28 protein-coding genes are annotated in these 25,594 nt (G+C 52.1%); 17 read left to right on the plus strand and 11 right to left on the minus strand.

Annotated elements, in window-relative coordinates; translation table 11 throughout:
• Positions 1-242: 242 nt before the first annotated feature.
• The 3 genes from ACR0CG_RS21570 to ACR0CG_RS21580 form a co-directional block, all read right to left on the minus strand.
• Entirely contained in the window at positions 243-1,607 is a 1,365-nt protein-coding gene (locus ACR0CG_RS21570; protein ID WP_480527437.1) for an alpha/beta fold hydrolase, read from the minus strand.
• A gap of 478 nt (positions 1,608-2,085) precedes the next feature.
• The gene (locus ACR0CG_RS21575; protein WP_480527439.1) at positions 2,086-2,541 is read right to left on the minus strand and encodes a luciferase domain-containing protein; all 456 of its coding nucleotides are present in this window, start codon (positions 2,539-2,541) and stop codon (positions 2,086-2,088) included.
• Between the two features lie 149 nt (positions 2,542-2,690).
• Positions 2,691-3,281, minus strand: a complete 591-nt coding sequence (locus tag ACR0CG_RS21580) for a YceI family protein (RefSeq protein WP_480527441.1) — start codon at positions 3,279-3,281, stop codon at positions 2,691-2,693.
• Positions 3,282-3,405: 124 nt separating this feature from the next.
• Between ACR0CG_RS21580 and ACR0CG_RS21585 the strand changes: the two genes are divergently transcribed.
• Positions 3,406-3,987, plus strand: a complete 582-nt coding sequence (locus ACR0CG_RS21585) for a TetR/AcrR family transcriptional regulator (RefSeq protein WP_480527443.1) — start codon at positions 3,406-3,408, stop codon at positions 3,985-3,987.
• Between the two features lie 12 nt (positions 3,988-3,999).
• Here the strand turns inward: ACR0CG_RS21585 and ACR0CG_RS21590 are convergent, their stop codons facing one another.
• On the minus strand, positions 4,000-4,386 hold the full coding sequence (locus ACR0CG_RS21590; RefSeq protein ID WP_480527445.1) for a hypothetical protein: 387 nt from the start codon (positions 4,384-4,386) through the stop codon (positions 4,000-4,002).
• Positions 4,387-4,508: 122 nt separating this feature from the next.
• Complete coding sequence (locus ACR0CG_RS21595; RefSeq protein WP_480527447.1) at positions 4,509-5,381, minus strand: bile acid:sodium symporter family protein; 873 nt, start codon at positions 5,379-5,381, stop codon at positions 4,509-4,511.
• Positions 5,382-5,608: 227 nt separating this feature from the next.
• Between ACR0CG_RS21595 and ACR0CG_RS21600 the strand changes: the two genes are divergently transcribed.
• From ACR0CG_RS21600 to ACR0CG_RS21620, 5 genes are all read left to right on the plus strand, one after another.
• Complete coding sequence (locus ACR0CG_RS21600; RefSeq protein WP_237217123.1) at positions 5,609-6,586, plus strand: AraC family transcriptional regulator; 978 nt, start codon at positions 5,609-5,611, stop codon at positions 6,584-6,586.
• 161 nt (positions 6,587-6,747) lie between these two features.
• Positions 6,748-7,614 carry a cysteine hydrolase family protein gene (locus ACR0CG_RS21605; protein WP_058282012.1) on the plus strand — a complete coding sequence of 289 codons (867 nt, stop codon included), beginning with the start codon at positions 6,748-6,750 and terminating at the stop codon, positions 7,612-7,614.
• 48 nt (positions 7,615-7,662) lie between these two features.
• Complete coding sequence (locus ACR0CG_RS21610; protein ID WP_170790462.1) at positions 7,663-8,148, plus strand: YHS domain-containing (seleno)protein; 486 nt, start codon at positions 7,663-7,665, stop codon at positions 8,146-8,148.
• Between the two features lie 137 nt (positions 8,149-8,285).
• Entirely contained in the window at positions 8,286-8,855 is a 570-nt protein-coding gene (locus ACR0CG_RS21615) for a carboxymuconolactone decarboxylase family protein (protein WP_142639617.1), read from the plus strand.
• Positions 8,856-9,209: 354 nt separating this feature from the next.
• Positions 9,210-9,413, plus strand: a complete 204-nt coding sequence (locus ACR0CG_RS21620; protein WP_480527450.1) for a hypothetical protein — start codon at positions 9,210-9,212, stop codon at positions 9,411-9,413.
• Positions 9,414-9,882: 469 nt separating this feature from the next.
• On the opposite strand, the gene ACR0CG_RS21625 is transcribed toward ACR0CG_RS21620, so the two are convergent.
• The 3 genes from ACR0CG_RS21625 to ACR0CG_RS21635 all read right to left on the minus strand — a co-directional run bounded on the left by ACR0CG_RS21625 (position 9,883) and on the right by ACR0CG_RS21635 (position 11,762).
• Complete coding sequence (locus ACR0CG_RS21625; protein ID WP_480527451.1) at positions 9,883-10,419, minus strand: hypothetical protein; 537 nt, start codon at positions 10,417-10,419, stop codon at positions 9,883-9,885.
• Positions 10,403-11,173: a hypothetical protein gene (locus ACR0CG_RS21630; protein WP_480527452.1), complete on the minus strand. Its 771-nt coding sequence runs from the start codon at positions 11,171-11,173 to the stop codon at positions 10,403-10,405. The genes ACR0CG_RS21625 and ACR0CG_RS21630 overlap by 17 nt, the downstream gene beginning before the upstream one ends.
• Before the next feature lie 73 nt (positions 11,174-11,246).
• Positions 11,247-11,762 carry a DUF805 domain-containing protein gene (locus tag ACR0CG_RS21635; RefSeq protein ID WP_170515942.1) on the minus strand — a complete coding sequence of 172 codons (516 nt, stop codon included), beginning with the start codon at positions 11,760-11,762 and terminating at the stop codon, positions 11,247-11,249.
• A gap of 561 nt (positions 11,763-12,323) precedes the next feature.
• On the opposite strand from ACR0CG_RS21635, the gene ACR0CG_RS21640 reads away from it, so the two are divergent.
• The 8 genes from ACR0CG_RS21640 to ACR0CG_RS21675 all read left to right on the plus strand — a co-directional run bounded on the left by ACR0CG_RS21640 (position 12,324) and on the right by ACR0CG_RS21675 (position 17,679).
• Positions 12,324-12,623: a hypothetical protein gene (locus ACR0CG_RS21640; RefSeq protein ID WP_170515939.1), complete on the plus strand. Its 300-nt coding sequence runs from the start codon at positions 12,324-12,326 to the stop codon at positions 12,621-12,623.
• Positions 12,624-12,923: 300 nt separating this feature from the next.
• Positions 12,924-13,286, plus strand: a complete 363-nt coding sequence (locus ACR0CG_RS21645; RefSeq protein WP_209507168.1) for a hypothetical protein — start codon at positions 12,924-12,926, stop codon at positions 13,284-13,286.
• A 55-nt stretch (positions 13,287-13,341) separates the two neighbouring features.
• Entirely contained in the window at positions 13,342-13,956 is a 615-nt protein-coding gene (locus ACR0CG_RS21650; RefSeq protein WP_170568101.1) for a hypothetical protein, read from the plus strand.
• A 52-nt stretch (positions 13,957-14,008) separates the two neighbouring features.
• Positions 14,009-14,314, plus strand: a complete 306-nt coding sequence (locus ACR0CG_RS21655) for a hypothetical protein (protein WP_170418736.1) — start codon at positions 14,009-14,011, stop codon at positions 14,312-14,314.
• Positions 14,315-14,356: 42 nt separating this feature from the next.
• Positions 14,357-14,530 carry a hypothetical protein gene (locus ACR0CG_RS21660; RefSeq protein WP_157054209.1) on the plus strand — a complete coding sequence of 58 codons (174 nt, stop codon included), beginning with the start codon at positions 14,357-14,359 and terminating at the stop codon, positions 14,528-14,530.
• Between the two features lie 120 nt (positions 14,531-14,650).
• Complete coding sequence (locus ACR0CG_RS21665) at positions 14,651-15,295, plus strand: protein-tyrosine phosphatase family protein (protein WP_170786509.1); 645 nt, start codon at positions 14,651-14,653, stop codon at positions 15,293-15,295.
• 19 nt (positions 15,296-15,314) lie between these two features.
• The gene (locus tag ACR0CG_RS21670) at positions 15,315-16,748 is read left to right on the plus strand and encodes a hypothetical protein (protein ID WP_170520106.1); all 1,434 of its coding nucleotides are present in this window, start codon (positions 15,315-15,317) and stop codon (positions 16,746-16,748) included.
• The gene (locus ACR0CG_RS21675; protein WP_480527455.1) at positions 16,738-17,679 is read left to right on the plus strand and encodes a metallophosphoesterase family protein; all 942 of its coding nucleotides are present in this window, start codon (positions 16,738-16,740) and stop codon (positions 17,677-17,679) included. The genes ACR0CG_RS21670 and ACR0CG_RS21675 overlap by 11 nt, the downstream gene beginning before the upstream one ends.
• Here the strand turns inward: ACR0CG_RS21675 and ACR0CG_RS21680 are convergent, their stop codons facing one another.
• Positions 17,680-18,438, minus strand: a complete 759-nt coding sequence (locus tag ACR0CG_RS21680) for a hypothetical protein (RefSeq protein WP_480527456.1) — start codon at positions 18,436-18,438, stop codon at positions 17,680-17,682.
• Between the two features lie 169 nt (positions 18,439-18,607).
• Between ACR0CG_RS21680 and ACR0CG_RS21685 the strand changes: the two genes are divergently transcribed.
• The gene (locus ACR0CG_RS21685) at positions 18,608-19,537 is read left to right on the plus strand and encodes an SdiA-regulated domain-containing protein (protein WP_480527457.1); all 930 of its coding nucleotides are present in this window, start codon (positions 18,608-18,610) and stop codon (positions 19,535-19,537) included.
• An 88-nt stretch (positions 19,538-19,625) separates the two neighbouring features.
• On the opposite strand, the gene ACR0CG_RS21690 is transcribed toward ACR0CG_RS21685, so the two are convergent.
• Together ACR0CG_RS21690 and ACR0CG_RS21695 are read right to left on the minus strand one after the other, a co-directional pair.
• Positions 19,626-21,998 (minus strand): autotransporter family protein, encoded by a 2,373-nt coding sequence (locus ACR0CG_RS21690; RefSeq protein ID WP_480527459.1) that lies wholly within the window; start codon positions 21,996-21,998, stop codon positions 19,626-19,628.
• Between the two features lie 713 nt (positions 21,999-22,711).
• Entirely contained in the window at positions 22,712-22,909 is a 198-nt protein-coding gene (locus ACR0CG_RS21695; RefSeq protein ID WP_170408632.1) for a DUF3955 domain-containing protein, read from the minus strand.
• 123 nt (positions 22,910-23,032) lie between these two features.
• Here ACR0CG_RS21695 and ACR0CG_RS21700 point away from each other — a divergent pair, with 123 nt between their 5' ends.
• Both ACR0CG_RS21700 and ACR0CG_RS21705 read left to right on the plus strand, forming a co-directional pair.
• A complete protein-coding gene (locus tag ACR0CG_RS21700) occupies positions 23,033-23,809 on the plus strand; it encodes a 2-keto-4-pentenoate hydratase (protein WP_170408633.1) in 777 nt (258 codons plus the stop codon).
• A gap of 60 nt (positions 23,810-23,869) precedes the next feature.
• Positions 23,870-25,390 carry a DUF2779 domain-containing protein gene (locus ACR0CG_RS21705; RefSeq protein WP_170408634.1) on the plus strand — a complete coding sequence of 507 codons (1,521 nt, stop codon included), beginning with the start codon at positions 23,870-23,872 and terminating at the stop codon, positions 25,388-25,390.
• The last annotated feature ends 204 nt before the right edge of the window (positions 25,391-25,594 follow it).

Below are 25,594 nucleotides of genomic sequence, written 5' to 3' on the forward strand. Positions count from 1 at the left end.
AAGCATTTCCCCAACACTGCTCTGCGGAACCATGTACTACCAGTCTCTACGATAAGCATGGTTGACCGCAACCAGCCCAAACCAGACATTCGCAACAAGACTTTGCAATTTCCGAGATCAGGACAAAGCGGTCGATGACGAGAAGCCTAGAGTTTTTAAATTCCAGTATCGAAAATCGAAGGGCGCACGGCATCCTCTTACCTTCGAACAATAAAGTTTTGGCGATGAACAACGTACACTGCTCAAATTGAATTCAAAAAACGCTCTATTTCCACTAGGGCTTTAGGCCAGGCAGGATCATACTCTGGCATCGTATTGTTTGCTGTCTCAAGGCCAATAAAGCGCGCCTTCTGGATGCCGGAGGCGAAAATCCTACCTTGTTCAACACTGTGCATCCTGTCTCGATTAGCGTGCATAACCAGAGCCGGACAGGTGATCCGCAGAAGTAGATCGGTTACGTCGACCCCTGCGACCAGTGGTCCAATCTTGAGCCAATCCTGATGGTCCATTGCCACTTTCATAAATTCTGCATAAGTGCGCTGGTCATGCGGACTTGCGGTTGGAGCAAATGATTGCGCCATCAAGTCTCTTGCAGAAGGGTATTCATCGTTCCAGCCTTCAAGGCTCATATCCATCATTGCTTGCCCAAGCGCGGCAATTCCGGGCTGTGAACGCACCGCGAGTCCTTGTGCAAATCCACCGAGTAGAACCAACCCCGAAACACGGTCAGGATTATTTGCGGCAAAAGCCGCGGCAATGGTTGCCCCAAAAGATATGCCAAACAGTGGAACTTTTTCGATCCCGGCTGCGTCCAGTACGGCCTCAACATCTTCGACGATCCGATTCAAAGACACATCCTGCACGCCCCTCTGGGACAAGCCATTGTTTCTACCATCAAACCGATAAAGGCAGTGATTTTCAGAAAGCAGCGGCAACCACCCGGCGATGGTGTTCATCGTCCAATCGTATTCCAGATGCCTAAGCCAGTTTGGTGTGACCAGTAACTTTCTACCACTTCCAGTGGATGTCCAGGCAAGCGTTGTACCGTCTTTTGATTTTGCAAAGCGGACGTCTTGAGAGCTAGCCAGCAGCTTGTTCTTTGCGCGTCTTTTGTCACCATCTAAATCAATAGAGTAGGCTTCCACTGGATTTGGAATTCCCTTCAACCGTATCGAGCTTTCTGGTCGCAAAGCAACCGCCAGCGAAGTTCCCGCAACTTCAGCAGCTGTCTTGCTGACGAGACAACTTCCAATATGCGCGCTGGACTGAAGGCGCGACGCAACATTCACGGCCTCTCCGAACAAGTCTGTGCCATTTGGCATTACGTCGCCAACGTGGAGACCTCCTCGAAGTGTTACGTCTTCATCTCTCATCTGATTGAAAATCTGGCTGGCAGCATTAATTGAGTCTGTGGCTGCAACAAACTCAACCAAAGCACCATCTCCCATCAGCTTGAATATTCGTCCTTTGTTTTCATGGACCAACGGTCTGATCACATCGTCCAAAATGCGTTGTAGAGTGTTCAGCGTGGTCTCAGCATCCTCTGACATGCGCTTGGTATAATCGACGACATCGAGGCTTAGGATCGCAGCAATTTTCCGCTTCATCAGTCGATGTGATCCTTTTAGCTAAACCAATTCCTCTGAACCAAAATTAACAGACGAATAGATTTTTGTGACCAAAACTTGTGCCTGGGCATTTTGCTAAGCCTGCAAGTTCCCAAACTTGCGCTGAAACACACAGCCGAGCAAAACGTCTTATTGGCTGGCGAAACCTAGAATTAAGGTGAATGATTAACGCATTTCACGTCGCTAACGAAGGTTCACTTCGAAATATCCAATCTAATGGTATCAGTCCGTAGTTCTTCTCATCTGTGACCGATGGCAGCCCGAAGCGGAACTTCGACTCCGAGCTTTGCAAAATCTAACAAACGGACGGCAGCTACCATTAGTGTGAATGGCTTGAAGGTATCGAGCATTCGCCACGGCGACAATTTAAGAAAAAAATGACTGCGAGAAACAAGGTGGCTGAAACTGCTCTCAGACAGAAAACAGGCGTCCCCGCACACTTTCGCGCAATTCGAGCTTAGTCCAAGGTGTTTCCGGTGATGAAGGTGTACGAACTTTCGACCAAATCGATGACGACATCCAACTCTTCTGGTGTGGTCGGTGTATATATCATCACAAAGCCGCTCCACCCAGGACGTTGCTTGGCCCAAGGGTGTGCAACGGCCCAACCAGCCTCAATTGCCTGCCGCGCCATTGCGGGGTGAAGCGAAGCGTGCAAGCTGCCATCAGTATGCATATGCGCAAACTCAAACCCACCGACGATAGAGTTCGGTTGAGACAACAACATGTCAGGATCAAGCTGAAAGCCAATCGCGCCAGGTAATGATATGCGTGTCGGGCCAAGTGTGACCCCTGGGAATTGCGCAACTCGCTCCAGCAATAGCCGGGCCAAATCGGCATCAATTTCGACACCAATCTGAGTATGCGGTACGCCGCTTGTCGTTTCGGGACGGGGCGAGGTACGCTCCGGCAAGGAGCGCTCTTGTGCGAATGCCAACGGGCACGTCAACGCCACCGCTATCGCAGCAACCGCCAGTAGTCTAAAGAACACATTCATTTTGTTGCCAGCCCGTCAAAAGTTTAGAATGAGCGCTCAGCGCAGTATCAGCGCCCTTGCACACATTACTCAGCCTTTAATGCTTCGATATTGATCAAGAGATCTATTTCGTCGCTCACCGCTGGTGCAAAGGCCCCAAGTCCGAATTCAGACCGCACGATAGTCGCCGTTGCTGCCAGCCCCAAGGTCGGCGTGCCCTCTTTTGGACCAAACGGGTATGGCGCTGACTTGTTAAGCGTTGTTTCCAGAACAACAGGTTTGGTGACGCCATTCATGGTCAGGTCGCCAGAAATATCCGCGGTGTTTTCCCCGGTCACTTCAATGCTGGTTGAGGCGAATATGACCACGTCACCGTCACTCGCGCTGAAAAAGTCATCGGACATGAAGTGTTGCAAACGGGCATCCCAGCCCGTGATCACGGATTTTACAGGCATAGACACTGTGACAGATGACGCAGACGGATCATCTTCGTTGAACTCTATCTCGCCACTAAAACCTGAGAACATTCCAAATGTTTCTGAGAACCCGATGTGGTCGTAGCTGAACAATACCTGGCTGTGTCCAGGATCCAGCTCGTAGGTGCCACTCTCGGACAATGCGGTTGTCGCGCCCATCGATAAGAGTACCGCCAGCGGGGTTGCTGCCACATTGAACATTGATACGCTCCCATTTTGACAAGACTTGTTTGCGGAATTGAGTATTGAGCTTTAGTTTTTAGCTGATCATATTAATAGAACAAAATGTTCTATAGCGCAACAAAGTGTTCTACAGGAGGGGCGATTGAAAGAAGATCCCAGGCTGATCGCCACACGGCAGGCCGCGCTTGATGCGGCGCAAAGGATACTGAGGGATGAGGGCGTACTGCACGTAACTCATGGCGCGGTTTCAAAGGCAACGGGTATTTCGCGGAGCACACTTTACAGGCACTGGCCAGATGCGCGCAGTCTGCGTGATGCAGCATTCAGGCGCGTCGCAACACCGCCGAACATACCGCCCAAAACCGATGGCCCGCTGCGATCTGACCTGCGCTGGTTACTCAGCGTACTGATGGGAGCCTTGAATGACACACCATGGGGCCAAATCGCGCCTCAGGTGGTCGCTGCTGCGTCCACCGACGAAGAAGCGCGGTTGGTGATCACTGAATTCATGAAAGACAGGTTCGCAAGTGTTGAAGCAGTGTTTGCAGCCGCAATAGACCGCGGTGAGATCGCCGCGGATGTTCCGGTTGAACAGCTTATAGAACTAGCAGTCGCTGCCCCTTATTTTCGCGAGCTCATACGTCACGAGGCCCTGGACGAAGACTGGTTGGATCAACATGTTGATCTGCTTTGCAGTATCGCGAAAACCAATTCGGGACAGTAACCTTCACCTGACTTAGAAATCAACGCGACCTGCAACTGGCGCGAGATTTCGACAGAACAACAAGTTATGATCAATAGCCTGTCCAGCCCGTTCTTCATAGCGGTTGCTCCAAAAGGTCTCGGCAAAGACTCGCAATGATCGTTCTTCGAATTTTGCAAAGTTCGCTTTCTGCGCATTTCTGTAATTCGGGCAACGCGCGGCATCGGCCAAAGTGGGCTCGATGCGGCCATTCTCCGCGGCTTGCATGTTTGGCAGGTCCAGCCCAATCCGGACACTTAATCCAAGACTTTGCAATTCCGACTTGCGGACAAAACTGACCTTGGCGTCTACACCTTCGCTGACGCAGGATCCACCGCACTGGCAGCAACAGCTCTTCCCTTCAACAGGGAAAATCGCCAAAGCGGCCGTTCCACAACGGGCTTTGGAGCTCCTTGATCGCTCTTTGACCAGACGGCGCTCTGGCATGGAAACGAAGGGGCTTGGCTCAGCGCATAACCAAAGCTAGAGAATAGGCGTCAGGATCATGAAATTGGGCTTCTTCGCGCAAGTAGGGCGAAGACAGGCAACATCGTTACGATCCAGACCACGCTATAAATTGCGGATGGTATGGCATATTCGCTTAACCCATTGGTGTTAGGCAACAGCAAAGTGGCAATTGCGATTCCCAAAGCTCCGTTTTGAACGCCGGTCTCAATTGAAATCGTCTTCGCCTCGATGTCTGTGCATCCGAGCATCCCTGAACTCATGATGCCAATAAACGTGAGTGACGCACCTACAACAAAAAGTGCGGGTCCAAGCCTAAGGAAGTTATCCGCGACCACCACCCAGTTTGAAATGATAGCGCCTCCGATGACCATCGCAAAAAGTAGCATAGAGACCTTGCTAAAGATTGGTTCGACCGCAGCTACAATTCGCGGCGCCAAGGATCGCGCGATCACCCCGGCTAGGATCGGTGAAGCTGTTAAAAAAAACATTGCTAAAGCCGTCGAAGAAATGTCGATAGCGGGCGCAGTTGCCCCCATGAACATCTGCATCGAAAACCCCAGGATGAGCGGTACGGTAACGACACAAGTCAGACTGAAGACTGCTGTAAGAGTAACGGACAAAGCGACATCCCAATTCGAAAGCTTGGTCACGATGTTACTGATCGCCCCGCCCGGACAGGCCGCTAAAATCATGATGCCAACGGCTGCCTCAGCGGAAATCCCAAAGATAAAAGTCACCATCAAAGCGATGCAAGGCAGCAAAATGATCTGGTTGAGAGCGCCGACGCAAAAGGCCCGTGGACGTCGTCCAATGCGTTGAAAGTCAGCCGCTGTGAGTCCGAGGCCAAGGCAGAACATGATGACAACAACTGCGAGCGGCAGCAGCACAGATATGAAAATTTCGCCCATCTACCATGACCTCTATGGCTGCATGCTTCCGCTCGCTTTCGGACGATACCGTTCAGAAAACCTGATGACGAGTGTTATCAGTTTGGCGCATTTATCCTCAAGCGCCCGAAGATCGAGGCTGTCTCTATTTATTATACCTATCACAGGGTTGGACGATCTGGCGTGAAAGAGCTTTCCAGTGCTAATCTCACTGTATGGCAAGTGTAACTTACGCATTCGCCCGCGCGATGGCCAACGCCGCCGGGATGACGCTAAACGACGATGGCGCCCTGATTTCGAATGGCGCTGTCGTGCTGCGTTTACCAGAAGCTCAAGACGGCCAATTGGCGGATGATGCGTATTTCGATTTGATAGATTGGATTCGTGCGCAACAAGCGGATGAGGTTGCGTTGGTTGAGGCCTATGCGAACGCGATTGCGACCGATGATCTCGGCGTCCTTGGCCTGGCTGTAAAGACAGCTCCCACCTTGCGGGAATCTTTGCAACGGATCGAACGTTACTTTCGTCTCGTCACGGACACCGCAGTTTACAGACTTGACGAAACCGGCGATCCGGTCCTTTGGATATTTGAAGGGCAAACGCCACATCGCGCCGCCTTGGAATTGCGCAACGAATGCGCGCTTGCCGCCTTTGCACGGAATATGTATCGGTTTGTGGGTGCTGGATTGTCGCTCGAATATGTCGCGTTCAAACATGCGTGCCGACAAGAGCATGAACGTTACGCCCAGCATTTTGCTTGTCCCGTGCAATTTGGTACTGACCACAACGCCATTGCTATGCGCCCTGCTATGCTGGAAAGCGAAAATCGTCTTGGCGATCCGGGCTTGTCAGATTTCATGACGAAGCACCTGGATGAGGAGTTCAACTCTCGCGATGACGACACCTCACTGAGCCAAGCAATTGTCCACCGGCTTACGCCAGCCCTAAGTAACGGCGCACCGCAGGCGGCGCATGTCGCCCAAGAGATGGGAATGAGCGAGCGCACTCTTTACCGCAGGTTGGCCGAAGAAGGGCTGACCTATCGCGACGTTCTTGGTCAGGCACAAGTTGCACTCGCTCGTGACCTGCTCCGTGACGGTAAGGCTTCCATAGCCGAGATCGCCTTTATGACCGGGTTTTCGGAACAGAGCACGTTCAGCCGCGCCTTCAAGCGCTGGGTTGGCCAGGCTCCGGCACGATTCAGGCAGCAAGCGACCTCCGACTAGGCACACACCTCAAGACCACATGGCAGGTTCGGCCAAAACCTTGGCAGGGCGGGCCGATACCTCAATCGATGTGGTGCATAACTTCTTCTTTGTCAGATCCACCTGGGGCGCTGCCGAGTAAAGCAAACCCATTTGCCCCTCTCAGACAAAGGAAATTTGCAATGAGCAATCATGACCACAAACATGGAGCAAGCTGCGCTTGCGACGTCACGCCCGAACGCGTTGATATGGCGCGCCGGCGACTCTTGCAACAAGCCGCCGGTGCGGCCGCGGCAGGTACAACAATAGTGGCTGGCGGGCAGGCCCTTGCCGCGACCGACGAAGCACGCGCCTACTATGCTGACCCGGAAAATCCAGGCCTTCCCCAAATCGACATGACCATCGAGCCGGGGCGTACTGCGCTTGTGGTGACCGACCCCCAGATTGATTTTTTGTCAGAGGACGGTGTGACGTGGGGCGTCGTTGGCGAAAGCGTGACCGAACAGGGCACGGTCGACAATATCGAACGGCTTTTCATTGCCGCCAAGGCTGCGGGGATGCCGGTCTTCATCTCGCCCCACTATTACTACCCACATGACCACAAATGGGAGTTCGAGGGCACTCTGGAAGCGACGATGCACAGCATCGGCATGTTTGACCGCCTGGGACCGCTCAATTTGGACAACTTCGAGGGCTCAGGTGCCGACTGGATGCCGCAATACAAGAAGTACATCGAGGATGGCGAAACCATCATTTGCTCGCCACACAAGGTTTACAGCCCTGCTCAGAATGACCTGAACCTGCAATTGCGTAAACGCAAGATCGACAAGGTGATCCTCGCGGGGATGTCGGCGAACCTGTGTACGCAGGCGCATCTCTACGAGCTGCTGGAGCTGGGCTACGAAGTCGCTGTCGTTCGCGATGCCACAGCCGGGGCCAAGGTGCCTGAAGGTGACGGGTATCTCGCCGCCATCATCAACTTCCGCATGGTCGCCAACGGCGTCTGGTGGACCGACGACGCGGTTGAGCGCATTGGCCAATCGGCCTGACCCAAATCGATCTTCAAATTTGATCCTAGCATCCTGAAAGGACATATCATGACACGCATCTTTACATTTCCCGCGCTTACAACAGCGTTGACTCTCGCCCTGGCGGCGGCGGCATTGGCTGACGATGAATACAACGTTTCGAACAGTCTTACCTTGACTGGGCAGCCCCTCGGCATGCATGGCGTCGATCCTGTATCGATGTTTGAAGCCGAAATACCCGAAATGGGCAACGCCACTTTTACATCGGCCCATGATGGAGTGGACTACTATTTTGCGTCGCAGGCAGCGAAAGCCACATTCGAGGCGGATCCGACGGCACATCTGCCTCAATTCGGCGGGTTCTGCGCCTTTGGCGTCTATGTAGGCAAGAAGCTTGATGGCGATGTTCGGTATGCCGATATCGTGGACGACAAGCTCTATCTCTTTGTGAATGAGGAAATCTTCAAGAAGTACCTTGAGGACAAAGAGACCGTGATCCAAGGCGCCCATGCCAAGTGGGCAGACATCCACCACACGCCTGTCGGCAGCCTTTGATCGAGGAATTTGGTGGCTTTTGCCGGTCGGAGCCACCGCTGCCTCTCCCCTCCCCAAAAGGCCGGCATTTCTCCAAGACACCCTGTCCGCAATGACAATTCGCGTGTGTCGAAAACTCTTCCCAAAGGAAACCAGACATGACTGATTTTGAGACATATACAATCGCCTCAGCCCCTGATGCCGCGAAACCAATTCTGGAAGCATCGCTGAAAGGATATGGTTTTGTACCCAACCTTTATGCGGCCATGGCCGAAGCGCCCGCAATTTTGGAAGGCTATACGACACTTTCCAGCATCTTTGGAAAGACCAGCCTGTCAGAGACTGAGCGCCAGATCATCCTTATGACTAACAACCGGTTGAACGGGTGCAAGTACTGCATGGCCGCCCATACCACTCTTTCACAGATGGCCGGTGTCCCCGAAGACGTGATCGCAGCGTTACGCGATGGCAGCCCTATCGCCGACCCCAAATTGGAAGCGCTGCGCAAATTCGCCATCGTGATCAACGAAAGCCGAGGCTGGCCCAGCGACGCACAGGTCGAGGCGTTTCTGACGGCTGGTTACACACGCCGATCTATGCTGGAAGTCATCCTCGGCACAGCGTTGAAAACCCTGTCGAACTATACGAACCATGTGGCGGAAACCGCGTTGGATGATGCCTTTGTGCCAAATGCATGGATCGCCTCGGTCGCGGCAGTGGCTGAATAGCGCGACGCCCGCCCATTTGTTAATCTTGCTTTTGGACCTGTGTTTGATTCCCGACAAGAAGGGGATCTGATTTTAGACGTCCGACAGCAAAGTCCGGATTCCTGCGCATCGCTGACCTTACGGAACGGAGAAGCACTTTGTGTTCTCGGCTCAACGCTAGAACTGATCTAGATTTCACGACTGACTGATGTCCGAAGGCAGCGGAGATTGGCTGACGAGAGCGAAAACGCAGCATAATCGCGACTTATGTTAAATCCCAATCAGTCTCTGGATCGGGGCAATATCCGCAATTCTTATACCTGAGATTAATTTCGACCTGCAAAGATGGCCCGGTATTCTAAATGAGGATTTGACATGAAAAAACTGGCAACCATCGACCTACCCAAAACAAACGCAAACGCCTTTCAAGTGCTGGCGCGCTGCCAGTCCGCAGCCGAAAGAGCCGGAGCCGAGAAAGCCAGAACTCAGAATTTTCTGGAGGACGCCGTCCAGGGGGATTATGAGCACTTGTTGCGTGTGGTGAATACCTACTTCGAGGTCTCGAATATCGGGTCTTGATTACAGAGGGCGAAGACGAGCAGACAACGTGTTGCAGTGTCATTGGTACTTATAAGAAGTTTGACGGCTTCACTGGGTAGTATGCGAAAAAGGAGTAGCTGAGTCCGTTGGACGCGCAGCCTCAACCCGACCCTCCCTAAAAATGAAGATTGGTGTCCCGAGTATGTCTCTCGATTTGTTTCTTGGTGCTTGCCAAATATTGGTCATCTGCAACGCAACAAGGAAGATGTTATGAGAAAATCAAAACCAATGACTGCAAAAGCTGCTGCGCGTGTACACATGATGTAGGTGCGCTCATAACGCTGCATTCCCAACATTGATTTCATTGAAGAAAATCTTGGAAGATTGCCCATAACTCTGCGCGGTATTTGCGCATAACTTTGCACGATTTGCCCATAAGTTTGCGTGCCACAGAGAACCCATCTAACAAACCAGTTCCTATGGCTTATCTGCAATTCTCAAATGCAACTTATTCCCAATCGCCAGCAGACGAGCGCCAAGTCTTGGCTTCGGCATCCCAAACACTAGCCGTGACGCAAGGCGTCGGGTTTATACCGTCGCAATTGGATCCATGGACGTCCGCAAGGACAACGCGTTGGCGTCCAAAGTCAACAACCGTCCAGCCTTGGTTTAGCAAGGAGTGCACCTCTTCACTAACCCAAAAGTGCGACATGCATCCGCCAGTGCCGCAGTAAAGAGATGCGGCGCTCGAACACGCAAAGCCAGATTCATTCAGAACCCAGTCGCGTTTTAGATCTCCGTCGAGATCAACCCTTTCAACCGCACCCCAATCTAAGTCAAACTGACCGTCGTTGAAATCCGCGCAGGCCTGTGCCGCCAGATCAACCTTTGCCCGCAAACCGGTGGGAAGTTGCGAAACGTCAGCCGCGATAGCTGGTGAGGTCCAAACTAGACCCGAAACCAGAACAAGCCAGGAAACCACACCTTTTAACTGGCGCACTTTTTGGGAAGCCGGTTGGAAAGCGGCGTCAATTGCATTGATCATATCTGTAATCTCCGTACTCCATCCAGTTTGCCGAGCCTTCGCTAAAAATCAGAAACTCGGACCTGTCTTCCCCAAGCAGGGCGACGACAAATCCGGCCGGTGGTTCTGAGTTTCCGAAGTAACTGTAGGCAGTCATAGCTCTTATCGCCTCACCGTTGACCGTTACACGTGCGTCCCACTCCCCCTCCGGATTATCCAATATTACGGGTTCAATCACGCGTTTTATGCCTCCGCCACCGCAATAGACGATGCCTTCGGGTGCTTCGTATGAGGCCTCTTGGCTAGCATCCGAGTCGCAGGCAGAACGAAGGGACCGAATTGCCGCGCTGGAACCCTTCAAGTCAAAGATTCCGTAGCTGACATCTTGATCAATCATCGACAAATTAACCGATGCATTGACCGCAAGCTGGTCCAGCACAAAACCATAGTCTTGCTGACTATTGAAACTGACCTCGACAGGAAAATTGTCGACGATCTGCAAAGCCGCGTTTTCTGCGCCAACTTGAAATGCCCCAACTTCGGTGGTGCCGTTCTTCAAAAATCGAATGGAAAGCCCCTGCTTCTCCACAATGTCCTGGCTGTCCTCATATCCAGCCGGCGCAAAGCGGATACGGTTACACTGAAGTTCCAGCGTCATGTTTCCAGATTGAATAAATGCATTGGGATTGGGCCCGGAACTAAACGACCACTCCGCTGATGCTGTAGTCGCCATAACCACCATCAGCGTCCCAGTGGAAATCGTTTTGAAACTCATTTTCTCTCTCCATGGTGTTGTAGTTCGCACTGTCGTTCAGCAGAGATTCCAGCCAATTGCCCGGGTAGCCAGGTCAAGAAACAGATGCGCCGTATTCGTTTGCGCCTTCTTGGGAAGGTCGTGTCAACCACCAGATCATCAGAATGGACAGAACCAATTGAAGTATTGAGACAACAACAATACCGGTCATGCCCAGGACTGCCGCGGGTCCTCGCAATGCATCGGGGTTTTCCGTCCCTTGCTCCAATACCGAGAAGAACGCCACCCCACCCAGCATAACAAAAAGCGTTGTAATGCTGAGCGCCATCGGCAGCAGCAAGTACCAGCCAGGTCGTCCTGTATCATGCAGCCGTCTCCAACCGGCAGCCAGCATAGGTATGAGAACAGCCAGTTGGAAAACAGAGGACAGAACCCGAGATCCTTGCCCAGTTTCAGGGTTGGTCCCGAATATGATCGTATCCAGCACAGCCAAACCAGCACTCACGAGAACCACAAACAAGAAGAACCACCAGTATTCTGAGCGTATAGCCCGACCGGAGAACTGGAAGTATTTCGAGAAACACGTCTTAACGGCTTCACCAAAACCCATCTTTCAATCCCTTCATTGTTTCTGTGCGGCCTCAAATCGCTTCGCCGCTCGGGGGAACACACTCGCAGCTCCCACTTACTTTTTTGTTTGAACGCAGAGGCCTATCGTACGAGAGCGTAGAGAAATTTACGCGCAGGAAAAATATTGATTTATTAAAAATTAGATTCAAACATGCGAATTCGACACAACTTTATTTTACCTCCGTTGTTGTCGTTGCTGCTCGCTGTGCCGAGCCCTTCCGACTGCTGGAGTGAGTGCTGGCGGTCGGAAGGCACTTTACAATGATTGAGCGCTGGGAGGACGCGATGCTCAGACTAAACGTACTCGCCCTATTTCCAGAATTCGCTCGAGCTTTTGCCAGTGTCGTCATTCAGCTTTCACACGTTGTCGGCGGTCTCGGTAGTCAAAGTAAAATCGCTATGCCCGCCAAGCCCCCCGCGACAAGTTGTTGGGAAGGGAAATCACAGGGTCGAAGTATGTTCCATAGCCTGCTCTGACGCGAGAACTTCAAACAAGCCCATCCAATTTCAATAATTTCAAGGGAACCAGAGGGAGAGGAAAATGTCTAACAAGTTGTTGATGATTGCAGGCACGACATGTTTCGCACTGCTTGCGGCCTGCGACGATACGAGTACATCAAGCGCGTCCGCCGAGCTCACGCCGGCTCAGCAGGCGTGTTTGCGAGATGTAGCCAACACAACAAACAACTCGCAAGTCGTCGTGCTCTCATCTGCGTTTAGCGAAGCGGGAACACAAGTCACTGTCGGTGTTGGCGAGGATCGTGCTCCTTGGAATTGCATTGCTTACAGTGATGGCGCGACAGCTGGTATCGAGTTCCTGGGCGACGAAGGCGCATTGTGACCTGTCTGCTGCGTAGCCGAAAACGGCTGCGCAGCACTGGCTTGATCTGCTGAGACTCGACTTGGTTTGTAGAACCACCATCATCGTATTCGCGGTCATGTACCTGTTGGCGTTGGTTGCATTCTTGACGGGCACTTTTGGCTGGTTGGGACAGGAACGAGACCCTTTGTCCGGAGTGTTCCTGCTGCCGTTGGGACTACCTTGGATACTTGTGGCGGATTTATTATCGGATTCCGCCAAGCCGTGGTTCGCGGCGATTGCTCCGGCGCTCAACCTGTTAGCGCTGGTCTTGATTTGCAGATGGGCACGCAGATTGCGCCAGTAGTGGTGGCTGAACTCTTTCTCACCAAAAGGGAGGAAAACATGGGAAAAGTAATCTTGGGAATTGTGATCGGGCTCGTCCTCGGCGTGGTTGGGGCGATGACCTTGGGTGGCGGGGCCGCGGTGGGTGTCGGCGTTGCGACAGGCTTGTCCGCCGGTGTCTGCTCCACATTGAAAGGAGCACAAGCCGAGAGCCTGATCACCGCCGAGCAAGCGGATCAGATCCTTAACCGCGTAAATTCTGAAATGGCGTCACTGCAAGGAATTGAAACGACGGACGAGATCGTCGGCAGCGCGCAGGCATGCGATGAATTTCTGTCAAAGTTACGAGAAGCCAAGTGAGGTTCCGATTTGCACGGAACAAAACTCCAAGGATTAGCCAGCAAGGGACCATCTGATGAAACTCGTTTTATTCAAACTCCTCACGCCCATGTTCGCAATCGCGGGCGCAGCTGCCTTTGCAATGTCAGAAGCCGACGACGCGTGTATCGACCATTTGCGGCAGGTTGGTGGACCAGACGGTCAGTCCGGTACGATTGAAAGCTCAGAGTTCTCAGAAGCGGGCACGCTCGTCATGCTGCGAGATGCAGGTGGAACACTTTGGCGCTGCATCGCGTACAAGGATGGAAGCATCGGCGAGATGTCGGTTGTCGAAGCGATGGATGATGGCGGTGGAGCCATGGCAGGCGCCGCCGGGTCTACTGGTAGCCAACGTGTCAAATTTGATTCTGGTTCCACTGGCGCAGAACTTGTTGGTGAACTCGCGCCCGGAGCGTCGCAGCAATACGTTCTGGGTGCCAAAAACGAACAGTTCCTCTACGTTCGCGTTGCTCCGCGAAATGGCTCCTTGGACTACGTTATTCGCAACCCCGATGGTTCTGAACTGTTGGGATTGATGTCGGCGGACAAGGAGTATCGAGGGCAGCTTTGGCAATCTGGTGATCATGTTGTGGAGGTTATCAATCGCAGCAACTCTTCCGTCGGCTACAACGTAATTTTCGGAATTGAATAGGTGATCGACCAGAAGCCCTTGAACACGTTCCCAAAACAGCCAGGAAAAACACATGAGAACCAATGTCCTAATGGTGATCGGCGCGGTATGTATTTCTGCACTTGCAGCATGCGAAGAGAGTGGCGGATCGGTGGATGCAAGTGCACCAACTGTGGGCAGCTCTAGCGATCTTTCGCCATTTGAAGGGGCAAGAGCGGGCCAAGCTGAAATGGGCATCCAAAGTCTCGGATTTGAACTCATCCGAAGCGAAGGGCTGACCTCGTACTGGTTTAACAAGGATACAGGTGCATGTGCTCAGATCACGACGTCTGAGGGAAGGTACTCAGATGTAGCTATGCTGCCATCAGGTGACTGCTGACAAATTTCCATCAATCCCAAATCCAAGAGAAGGAGCCCAAACTTGCAATTCGACCTGGCACACGCGGCGGTCATCGTTGTCGCCTTAATCATCACTAACCTGGCATTGAAATCGGCTGGCGTGATCAACGAAGAAAACAAGCACCAATGGAACTGGAAAGTTGTTCTAGCCTACTTCGTAGTCGTCGTTATCATCAATCTCGTGTGGCCCATCTAAAGTTTCACAGCGGAAAGCTATTTGCCCACTTGATATGGTTGTCATGAACTAGCCTTTCCGAGAGACTATCAGGTCGCAAGAGTTTGAGCATTAAAGGTTCAAGAATAGAAAGGATTTGGCATGCGGTTTTTGGCGTCCCTCATATTCATTGGTGTTCTCGCAACCGCTGCGAATTCTGACGTGACCAGTCGAAATGGCGGTCCAAGCAAAAGTCAAATGCTTTCAAAGGGTGGTGACGGAGGCATTGATGGTGTCGCTTTCTTTCGCCCAGTCTTAAGCGGAGTGTTGTATCGATCCGGCTTCAAGGGCGGCGACAAGGATCGAACTGGCCTAAGTGAAGGTCAACGCGAAACTCTGTGCGGCGAAGGGTTTTCAACCGGGTTTTATGCCGACTTCGGCAAAAACACTGAATACGGTCGCACCAGCTGCGGAAACGGATCCTTTGACTATCAGAGCGCCAGATCCTCTCGACCCGATGCTGTCATGGCGTCCATACACGAGGTGATTAAAAACCCTGGAAAGGGCCCTGTTCTGGTGCACTGCATGTGGGGCGTTCATTCCTCAGGTGCATTGTCGGCGATGGCGCTCGTTCAGTTTTGCGGTTGGACAGAAGAAAGGGCCAAGGAATATTGGAATGATGCCCGAAACGGAGCCCCTTGTTCAGGCGGGTGCGACCAGTGGATTGACTCAAAATTTTCCAACTTCAGTGTCGACCCAAAATTGAAGATCTCCAACGAGCAACAGGCAGCGATTTGCCCCAAATGATATTGGGAGGACTATCCAAATGAAGTTCAATCTTCTGGGGTCACTTGCTTTAATTGCACCCACTGTCTTGTGGGCGAACGACGATGTTCTCGGTGAAGCCACGACATTTGATAGTCCCAACGGCGTTACTGAACGCTGTATTCGGATCGAAAAAGTTCCAACGGGCGAGTATAAGAAAAGCGATCTTGAGGAAGAAACGGCCTATTGCGAGATCGATTTCTATGCCTCCGAAATTGCTATTTGCCCAAAAACCTGGAGCACCAGCCCAGGAATGGCCGTCTACGATATTTCGGAAGGACCTTACGTGGGGAACCGTTCTGAATTCGAGAGAAACGCTTGCAAAGAGGGGAAGGCGGCAAAAGATCTGGCTAAGGACAGGGTGGCTAAATTCAAGTCCACCATGAACCAAAAAGGCACCAGTGGAACCTTTTCCACGTCTTCACTGCTTTACTATCATTTCTCCAGATATTTCGACGCGACTGTAAAAGTTCCAGTCGCCGTTTGGCGTAGCATGGACGCCCAGGCGCATTTTTCCGAGGTCGCCGAGCCTGGCCTTGCGATTTCTGGTGGCTCTCATGGCGGGCGCATGAACCACGAAGGCTGGCGGGTCTTCGCAGCTGCGGATGCTGACCCGAACTCATACCAGCCAACCGACGATCTGTTCACCGCAGATCGAACGCAAATATTCGGTGTGCTGCTTGATAGCCCTGGGCATCGATACGGCTCGGAAATCAACGGCACCCGTAAATCTGGTTGGGGAAAAGGTCAGAACCGCGATTTTCAGGAAACTCCTGCTTTCTTGGCTTTGCGTTCTTCAAAACCCTTGCCAGAGGCCATTGTAGTGGGCGTCGGAGAAGGTCGAAGAGACCGGATGATCAACAAGGATCTCGGTCCCGATGTCAGCGACCAACAGATGGCATTTTGGATGCAAGAACTTACCGAGATTGTACTCCTCGATTTCATCTTTAGCCAGCAGGACCGCGTAGGAAACATAGACTTCACACCCTATTGGTATTGGGTCGAAGACGGAAAGCTGAAGCATAAGAAAGCCAAGCACCATGAGCCAAACGATGGAGACGTTCCCGCCGACGCGTTATTGATCCGTCGCAGCAATCTAAACGACAACGATGCTGGCGGGCGTGTCGAGTATGCCAACTTCGCGAAATCCACTCAAATGCTGGAGAAAATGCGGCACTTCTCTCCAAGCGTGTATCGGCGCTTGGTCGCTTTGAATAGTGATCTTCAATCTCAAGGTCCCGTCTACGGCTGGCTATCGCAAAGCCTTGGGTTGTCAGACAGGCAGATTGCACAAGTTGTAAAAAACACCGAGCTGGCAACGTCCATTCTCCAGGACAATTGCTCAAATGGCGATTTGATGTTCGACTTGGATCCTGTCGCATTCTTTTTGAGAAACAACACCGAGGTAGAGACAGTGGATTGTAATGACCCGTAGGCTTTCTACGCTTTTCGCGGCGTTCATTTGGACCACTCTGATCGCCTGCAAAGCGGCGGCATTGGATGTTATCGTCATATCGGATCTGAACGGCAGCTATGGTTCGGTGAAATACGATGCCCGCGTCGACAAGGCGATTAAGCGGATAGTCGAGATTGATCCAGATCTGGTGATTTCGACGGGCGATATGGTCGCGGGACAGCGCATTCCCAACTTGTCAGACAAACAGGTCAGAGAGATGTGGAAGGCGTTTCACGAGGCCGTATCAGATCCTTTAGAGGCTGCCGGCATTCCATTTGCGGTCACACCAGGAAACCATGATGCCTCCGCCTACCGAGGGTTCGAGCGTGAAAGAAAAATATACGCAGAGGAATGGACTCCGAGAAAACCAAGCGTCGACTTCCTGGTTTCGGATGACTACCCGTTCTTCTACGCATTTGAGATGCAGGGCATTACGTTTGCGTCTCTGGATGCAACGACCCTGGGCCCGCTATCCGGTGATCAGCAGGACCGGCTACAGGAACTGGGTGCAAATGGAAACCCGATTGTCACTTTCAGTCACCTCCCACTTTGGCCTTTCGCGATCCAGCGCGAACGCGAAATCATCGGTGACCCGACACTTGAGAAAATCTATCTGGAAAGCGGTGTTGTTCTGCATCTGTCAGGCCACCATCATGCCTTCTATCCGGGTTGGAAAGGCGGTGTGGCTTATGTTTCACAGGCTTGTTTGGGCGGTGGTCCGCGGCGGCTTATTGGCGATAGCGCCAGATCACCTCACAGCTTCACTCATGTTACGTTCCAGCCGAACGGAGAGTTTGGGATAGCAGTATATCGAGGACCCGATTTCGAAAGGTCGGTAAACTTCAAGTCGCTTCCGAAAGAGATCAGATCCCCGAACGCGGTGTTGAAACGTTTGGACCTTGTTAAATGACTAGAGGTTGAGTTTCAGCTCAACTTTATCAGGGACCAGATCGTTTATCATCTCTTCTATCCGGGCTTCTGAAAGCCCTCCCGAGGTGATGAAAAGCAATGAGACGCGAGACTTTCCGGGGACGTGGTGTTTTCTGACCAGCTTCCAGCCAGCGTCTGCGGCCATAGCTTCAATGGCCCCGCTGACGTTCAATGAGTGTTCTTCGTCTGAAGCTTTGAGCGAAATTTCAACACCCTTGTTGCGTCCACCAAGCCAAATGAAACACCAACAAACAACCGCCACCAGCGTGGCCATCAAGGGCAAGCCCAGCCCTACCGCCAGCCCAAGCACGGTGACTATGATCATTTCCACCGTGTCGACCGGGTCATCCATATTTGACCGGAACCGCAGCAGAGCTCCTATTCCAAATATCACGAACCCGATCATCGATCCGTGCTGTACGACCAGAAACCCAACCGCCATGCCAACAAGCGCGTATAGGAAGAACAGTCGCGGCATGACGATATCACTGACACTTCTGCGGGCTCTCCGCCTCACGGGGTGATAGACGATTAGTCCAGTCAGTATGACAGTTACGATGACGTCGAGAGTGAAGAAATACAGTTCCTGTTTGCCCCGAAACTGTAACCAACGTCGTTCGATAAGTATTTCCGACTCCGTAGTACCGGCCAACATGGTCGCGGGGTCGATTTGTGTTACCGCAGCGCCTGGCAACAGCACCATCAATAGCGCGGCCATGAGTGGGAAAGTCTTGTTCAACTTAACTTCCTTCCTGCTTGCTCTGGCAGATTGCGTTCCGCCATCTTGTCCAATTCAATCGCAACAGGCGCGATCAGGTAAAGAGATTACCGTGCATTCTCCGGACATCGCATCCGGACTGTGGTACGAACGCTGATACAGGGATGTGGTCCAAGCGCGAGAATATCCAATGTCAGAACACAAGCTGCTTCGGTCGAAAATTGGCTTTTCACGGCGCTTCCCCAAGCTTAGGACACCGGCTTCTTTTGCAAGCGCTACTATTGCATTTCTGGCTTGGATTGAGCTCGCCCACGCCGACAACCCCGGTTTGACTCTCATCGCCTCATTCAAGGTGGCAGATAAATCGGAAGGCTTCTCAGAGCCTTCCGGATTGTCTTTGTCCAACGCTGAAGGCTTCTTGTGGTCCGTAAGCGACGCTGAACCTGGACTGCACCTACTTGGAACCGACGGGGTGTTAGGAAACTCTTTCAAGCTGCCTTCATTGGCGGGATCAGATCTGGAGGGCGTCGCATCACGAAAAGATGGGTCTGTTTTAGTACTTCAGGAAACTGATCGATCAATTCTAGTCGTTCACCCGACAGACCCCATTCAACTAACTACAATCCCTCTCACATCTCTCAAAGGCTACTCGGACGCCGCTGAATTGCTCGTCGGCAATCCATTGAATAAGGGACCTGAGGGCATCACCGTCGATCCGGACACCGGCCGAGTATTCGTGGTTATCGAAGGTCAGCCGCGGCTGTTGTTGGTATTGTCACCAGAGCTGACTGATATTGAGGAAATCATCCCTTTGGATCGCGAGGCTGGTTTTATGTCTGATCGCGTAGGGGACGATGAACTGGATTTGAGCGGCCTGGCATGGTCCCGGTCCTCACGTTCTCTTTGGATTGTGAGTGACAAAAGCCGTCAGATCTTCGTCTACAATCCAAAATCCAAGTCAGTGAAGTCTATCAGTTTGACGTTCACAGAAGATGGAAAACAAAAGGAAGTTAAACATCCCGAAGGGATCGCTCTCGATGAGACCAGAGGGCTTCTCTACATCCTGACAGACGACGCCAAGAAATCGCGGCTCTATGTTTTTAATATCCCCAAATTTTGATCGCTAGGGAATGAAGCTCACATCGCCACAATAGCTTCCGCAAGTTGTTGCTGCTAGCTTACCACTCCTCTTCGTTGGTCCGCCCTAATCAGAACCGAACACTTAAGTTTGCACCGAGGCCGTGCTCTTGGCCGTTGGAGCGAACTGAATAACCATATCCTGCCGTCAGTCTGGCCAGATCAGAAATCTGATACCCTAGCCCCAGACCAAGAACGAAACCATTTGCACCTCGGTTTTGTCCGACTTGTGTGAACGTGCCAAATATCGGGCTCGTGACAGTGATTTCGTGCTCACTATCCTTGTTGGCAAAGAAGTCATACTCGTAACGAGCAAAGGCGATTGGGGTTAGCAAACCATTCTCTGTCAAGAAGTCCCGTTGGTAGTCAAACCCAATGGAAGCGACCAGAGACTCTGCATTCGCTTTTTCAATCGAGTAGTTGAAGTCACCACCGCCAGTCTCTGTGCCTGAACCTTGTTGAATACGCCCGTAGTTCAATCCAAAAACCGTAGAAACCCTTGCACCGCTGTCCAGGTTAAACAACTTCCGTGCCTGGATACCGGCGTGGATTCCCTCTTGGTCCAATTCCGATTTAGCCTCGCCTCCTGTAAAGCCATCAACAGAAGGGTTAGTCCGTTTGGCGTCAGTTTCACCGAACATGTAACCGATCAGCCCGGAAAACTCCCAGGTTCCTGTTGTTGTACGCCCATAGACGCCCACATGATAGCTGTCGGTCGAAAAGTCCTGATCGACTTGATCGTGTTCATCCATGGAGGATGTCCCAAAACCTGCGTACACGCCGACCACACCTCTATCGGTGCTTGCGACATCCGCTCCGACCAGAATGGTGCCCAGCGAATAGTCGAATGTCCCAAGGCCGTTGCTTCCATCAACGTCCCCGCTCACATAGGCCGTGTCGATCCACCAGCGCCGATCAGAGCAGTCTATTGCGCCACTAGGGCTCTGGGCCGAGTCGATGTCTCCCGATGCAATAGGTTGATCCTCATTGCTGAAGCCGACCGCTTGATACTTGCGGCAGTCAGCGTGGCTCAGCACGGTGTTGGTTATCAGGTCAAGTTGCTCAAGCCCAACGGTCAAATTGGAGGAATAGGGTTCTGCGTGCACACGATTAAACCCAGCCAAACCTGAATTGGTAAGCGTGTTAACGGTATTACCCAAGGTTGAGCCATTGGTCAGATTAGTTCCAGGTGACGTGTTTGTGGTGTTGGCCACCGCACCAGCAAGGTTGCTTGCATTGGGAGATCCAACAACTGATGGGTGTTGTGGTAAACTCGAGACGGGGAGGGTCGAAAACGCTATGTCGATTCTACCGTCCGCGGTTGGCGTGTTTGAGATACTCAGACTGGATAGGGCGGGCAGAGATCCTCCGGCAACAAGAGTTGGGGAGTTTCCATCGAAACGCGAGGCTTGAAAAACCGTGTAGTCGTTGCCAGCAGCATAGTCCTGCGCAGTCAGGCCGAGACGAGCGGCTTCGACTTGTATAGTGGCGCGGTTAATCCCTGTAACGCGCCCGCTGGATGACACCAAATCGGCTTTCTGACCGGCCGTCGGATCGACTTCACTTAAGATCCTTGACCCAGTTTCAAATGCGATACCGCCACTATTGTTAAGCGTACCAATTGAAAAGCCCGGCGAAAGCACCCCTCCGTTCTTAACTGTGAAGTTGAATGCGTTCACGTTTCCCGTTCCGGCCAGCGTGCCAAAATTCTCAAAGTTTACGGTGTTCAAACTGCTTGCCGCATCAAGCCGAACAGTCGTGCCTGCCGCAATCGCCATGTCACTGGTTGAAGAAATCGAACTATTCGTCAGTGTGAAATCAGAAGCCTCGGCAACCCGGGTCTGGATATAGTACGCCCCGAAAACCACTTCGGTAGCCCCCATAACGGTCAGGTTGTCGTAGGTTAACGGTCGGTCTGACTGGAAGTAAACTTCAGTGGGGTCGATATTCGCGCCGTTGAACGGAACGAACGTCATTGATCTGCCGGAACCAATCGAAGTTCCAATGAGGTTCACTCTGAGCTTCCCGTTGATGTTTGTTGCCAATGCTTCCCGGGATACAAAGTCTCCGCTGCCTGCGGCGACATCAACATTCAGAAGAGTTAAAACTGAAGCATTGCTTGGAACGGTATTTTGGCCAGGAACATACAACTCAATTTCACCTGAGGACGTGATAGAGGAGTTACCAATTGTAAGTCCTGTTATGGGTCCGTTTGGGATCGGCAGACACGTGCGTTCCGTCGTTGAGATTGTTTGATTAACGCGAGTGCTTTCAGATCCAGAAGCATACTCTATTCGAGGAGACCCCAATTCTACGCAGGCCTGTGAGCTTTGGGCTTGTGCTTTGGTTGGCGACATCAAATAAGCCAAAATTACGAATGCGATATTCGCCAGAGTGATGAGCTGAGCAATTCGACTTAGTGGGAACGGCCTATTGTTTGTCACCAACTTTCTCCTCTCGCAGTACAAGCGAAGCTACCTTAACTTAGGACTTGAAAAACAAAGTTTATCTTTTTGGATTTTTTGTTGTGGCATATGAGCAAACTCACAACACGGGAAGGTCTGCCCAATGCAGACCTGCTCGTGCAATTACTGCGAGGCAAGACAAGCCGGGTTTTGCATTCCGACCATACGCACCTTTGCGTAGAAGCCGTCGCAAAAGGTCAAGCCTTGAAACGATTTTCCCGAGCTTGACGGGCGCTGAACAGCGCCATTGAGTATAGGCATGGATCATTGGATTTCGGAGTCGATAGCTAAGATCAATGCAGATGCTCACCGCTCCGCCGATACGCACCTTTTCAAGCTAGTAGGCCAAAACTTCTGGACCGAGATTGATCTTATCGAGGGCGCGTCCCTTATTCAGAAACTCGACGAAACCAATTTGAATTTTGAGTTTCAGAGTTTGCCAATTTTCGACAAGATCTGAAAGCTGGTTGACTGAAACCAAGAGAATGAAACAATAAACTGAGCAATGACACGGAGTACGAAGATACTGTTGGCGCTCACCGTATTGACGGTCGGGTTATGCATGTTCCTAGCGGGACGTGCGGTCGAACGTTACCAATATGAGGAGGCCTGCCTAGACTTGGGCGGAGGTCGCCATCCTGGAGATTACCCGATTTGCGTTTTGGAACAGCGTTCTAACTGACGGACGCGTCTCAGTCACGCGGTGATTGGAACAACGAAACTACGAGCACAACGACGCCAATTGCTGCGAGAATGAAAGTCAGCGGCAAAAAGAAGCTTTCTTGCAGAACGCCGTTTGGGTCGACACCGCCATAAAACAGGTGCTCTGAAAGCCCACTTAGTGCTGCAAGGAAAAGGATGACGATACCAAAAAGGCGAAGTTTGGTCATGTCAGGTCTCCAACGGAATGGGCCAATAGTTAGCATCGTTTTTCATACCTGTGAATTGAGGAGCCTAGTTCTTCAATACCTTGATTGCATCGCAATCCAGCCGTAGGCGCGTATAATGCGAATATGACAAGAGATATTGAAGCTAACGCTAAGACAATCGCTGATGCCCTGACCTCTGCCCGGCAGATACCTAAACTGTCTTCAGAGGCAGGACAGCTATCGCTGGATGACGCATATTCGATTGCTAGTCGTGTCCGCGAGATTTTGGGCAAAGAAAGAGTTGGCAGAAAAGTCGGCTTCACGAACCGCACGATTTGGCCTGTTTATGGTGTGGATCAACCCATTTGGGGAGAGGTTCACTCAGATGGGCTGTTTTCGACTGATCAGCCGGTAAACTTGGCAAGGTATTCAGAACCGAGAATCGAGCCAGAAATCGTACTTGGCCTCGGCGATGCGCCGACGGCTGAAATGAACAATGAACAGTTGGCAGGTTGCGTGGAGTGGGTCGCTCCAGGGTTTGAAATCGTGCAATCGATTTATCCCGACTGGAAATTCTCAGTCGAAGATTCAATCGCAGCACAAGGATTGCACGGCTGCCTTGTTCTTGGCGACAAAATCGCGGCGACGCATGATGTTTTGATCGGCTTGGCCGAAGTGCCACTAGCATTGTTCAAGGGCACCGAGGCCATCGAGTCCGGCAAAGGTGAAAACGCGCTTGGAGGCCCAATTGAAGTCCTGGCTCATCTTGTATCTCTGCTCTCCGAAGCCGACCAGCTTCAGGGAGGCGAGCTGGTTACAACCGGTACTTTGACAGACGCATGGCCAGTGTCTCCGGGTGAAGAATGGTCAGCTGGTTTTAGTGGCGTGATGGACACCGAGCTATCGGTACGATTTACATGAGGCTTTGATAGATTGGTGACGCCGACTGCACCAAAGAAAAGTTGCTCTCAATAGCTGACCATGATGGTCTTCCACTGGTTCCATCAATTCTGGGAAGCAAATTACACGATGCTATCCAAATCAGATTACATGATGTTTCTCAGGCACCCTGCCTGGCTATGGATCAAAAAACACGCCAGGCATCTGTTGCCGCCAATTGACCCCTCATTGCAAGCACGCTTTGACGAGGGGCACGCGTTTGAGCCTTATGCAGAGGAGCTTTTTGGTGATCTCGTTCGCCTCGGTTTTTCAGATTTTTCTGAATACCAAGCTCTGCCTGCACGCACTCTGGATGCTTGGAGAGATGGTGCGAACGCCGTGGCTCAGGGACGCTATGAAGATGGAACCATAACTTGCATCTCCGACATCGTGAGCCGCAGCGGCGATGGGTACGTTCTGACAGAGATCAAGAGCGGGACTTCTGCAAAGCCCGAACACACTTTTGATCTCGCATTCCAGCGTGTCGTGCTTGAGGCAGCGGGGTTCCCCATTGCGCGCTGCGAAGTGGCACATGTGAACCGTGATTACGTCAGAAACGGCGAAATCAATCCGCAAGAGCTTGTCAGCATCACTGACATCACGGATGCGGTGACTGAGCAGCTCGAAAAAACACGCACGCGTATCGATCAGGCATTGAGCGTCGTTGCCAGCGGTACGATGCCTGACCCGTCCCCCGAACGTGCGCGCCTTAAATCCTACGGTGAATGGCTGGAAATTCGCGAAAAACTCGACCCACCTCTCGCGCAGGACAGTATCCACCGCCTTCCGTTCATGAATTCGGAAAAAGCCTCCGAACTCATCGCAAATGGGATCACAAAGATTGACGAGATCAGCGATCCATTTGTGTTGGGCAAGTCGACGCAACGCTACTTGAGAGCCACGGCGAATGGTGGGCGCACAATCGATCATCAGGAGTTGAGCAGGTTTCTGAGCGAGATTGTCTATCCGGTTTATTATTTTGACTACGAGACGTCTCAGAGTTTGCTGCCACCCTGGGACGGAACGCGTCCCTATCAGCAAGTGGCTTTCCAGTATTCCTTGCATGTCCAGCATGAGCCTGGCGGAGAAATTGAGCACAGGGAGTATCTCCACCGAGACGCCAGTAACCCGATGCCAGCCTTGCTGAAAAGGCTTCGTGAGGACATAGGAGACGTTGGCTCTTTAGTGGTTTGGTATGCGCCGTTCGAGAAATCGCGCAATACGGAAATGGCGGAAACTTATCCAGAGCATGCAGAGTTCCTGGAAGGCCTAAATGCACGCGTTGTAGATCTGATGAAGCCGTTTGCGGATGAAATGATCAACGATCCTGCGTTCAAAGGAAGCGCCTCTATCAAGGCCGTTCTTCCAGCGTTTTTGCCAGAACTTTCATACGATGATCTGGACATCAAAGAGGGGGCGAGCGCGTCTCGCCTTTGGAAGGACGTAACACTGACCGAACCGGATGATCCAGCGCGCGAGAAGGTCTATTCTGATCTTGTGGCGTATTGCACGCGCGACACTTGGGCAATGGTCGCAATTCATCAGGAATTGCTGGCGATGTGAGCTGTGGCGCGAACCTCAAAACAACTGGCGGTGCTGCTCCCCTACGAGACTAGGCGATTTGCCGGAGTTACGGCGCCCCCAAGACTTAGTCTTGCCAATCCAGCCGATACAAAACGTGGTGACCGCGTAGACCTTTCAGAAGTCTGGGTTCTATTTCAGAAAATGAGAAATCGGTTCGTCCTCCGACCATGGCGCGAGTCGCAT

The organism is Ruegeria sp. AB8 (assembly GCF_056542605.1).

Bases quoted from the DNA above. Each gene is read 5' to 3' on its own strand.
- ACR0CG_RS21605 (WP_058282012.1), top strand. From the start codon at position 6,748: ATGAGCAATCATGACCACAAACATGGAGCAAGCTGCGCTTGCGACGTC.
- ACR0CG_RS21640 (WP_170515939.1), top strand. From the start codon at position 12,324: ATGTCTAACAAGTTGTTGATGATTGCAGGCACGACATGTTTCGCACTG.
- ACR0CG_RS21645 (WP_209507168.1), top strand. From the start codon at position 12,924: ATGGGCACGCAGATTGCGCCAGTAGTGGTGGCTGAACTCTTTCTCACC.
- ACR0CG_RS21650 (WP_170568101.1), top strand. From the start codon at position 13,342: ATGAAACTCGTTTTATTCAAACTCCTCACGCCCATGTTCGCAATCGCG.
- ACR0CG_RS21580 (WP_480527441.1), bottom strand. From the start codon at position 3,281: ATGTTCAATGTGGCAGCAACCCCGCTGGCGGTACTCTTATCGATGGGC.
- ACR0CG_RS21705 (WP_170408634.1), top strand. From the start codon at position 23,870: ATGATGGTCTTCCACTGGTTCCATCAATTCTGGGAAGCAAATTACACG.
- ACR0CG_RS21600 (WP_237217123.1), top strand. From the start codon at position 5,609: ATGGCCAACGCCGCCGGGATGACGCTAAACGACGATGGCGCCCTGATT.
- ACR0CG_RS21665 (WP_170786509.1), top strand. From the start codon at position 14,651: ATGCGGTTTTTGGCGTCCCTCATATTCATTGGTGTTCTCGCAACCGCT.
- ACR0CG_RS21570 (WP_480527437.1), bottom strand. From the start codon at position 1,607: ATGAAGCGGAAAATTGCTGCGATCCTAAGCCTCGATGTCGTCGATTAT.
- ACR0CG_RS21700 (WP_170408633.1), top strand. From the start codon at position 23,033: ATGACAAGAGATATTGAAGCTAACGCTAAGACAATCGCTGATGCCCTG.
- ACR0CG_RS21610 (WP_170790462.1), top strand. From the start codon at position 7,663: ATGACACGCATCTTTACATTTCCCGCGCTTACAACAGCGTTGACTCTC.
- ACR0CG_RS21685 (WP_480527457.1), top strand. From the start codon at position 18,608: ATGTCAGAACACAAGCTGCTTCGGTCGAAAATTGGCTTTTCACGGCGC.
- ACR0CG_RS21625 (WP_480527451.1), bottom strand. From the start codon at position 10,419: ATGATCAATGCAATTGACGCCGCTTTCCAACCGGCTTCCCAAAAAGTG.
- ACR0CG_RS21615 (WP_142639617.1), top strand. From the start codon at position 8,286: ATGACTGATTTTGAGACATATACAATCGCCTCAGCCCCTGATGCCGCG.
- ACR0CG_RS21655 (WP_170418736.1), top strand. From the start codon at position 14,009: ATGAGAACCAATGTCCTAATGGTGATCGGCGCGGTATGTATTTCTGCA.
- ACR0CG_RS21630 (WP_480527452.1), bottom strand. From the start codon at position 11,173: ATGAGTTTCAAAACGATTTCCACTGGGACGCTGATGGTGGTTATGGCG.
- ACR0CG_RS21595 (WP_480527447.1), bottom strand. From the start codon at position 5,381: ATGGGCGAAATTTTCATATCTGTGCTGCTGCCGCTCGCAGTTGTTGTC.
- ACR0CG_RS21670 (WP_170520106.1), top strand. From the start codon at position 15,315: ATGAAGTTCAATCTTCTGGGGTCACTTGCTTTAATTGCACCCACTGTC.
- ACR0CG_RS21635 (WP_170515942.1), bottom strand. From the start codon at position 11,762: ATGGGTTTTGGTGAAGCCGTTAAGACGTGTTTCTCGAAATACTTCCAG.
- ACR0CG_RS21675 (WP_480527455.1), top strand. From the start codon at position 16,738: ATGACCCGTAGGCTTTCTACGCTTTTCGCGGCGTTCATTTGGACCACT.
- ACR0CG_RS21695 (WP_170408632.1), bottom strand. From the start codon at position 22,909: ATGACCAAACTTCGCCTTTTTGGTATCGTCATCCTTTTCCTTGCAGCA.
- ACR0CG_RS21620 (WP_480527450.1), top strand. From the start codon at position 9,210: ATGAAAAAACTGGCAACCATCGACCTACCCAAAACAAACGCAAACGCC.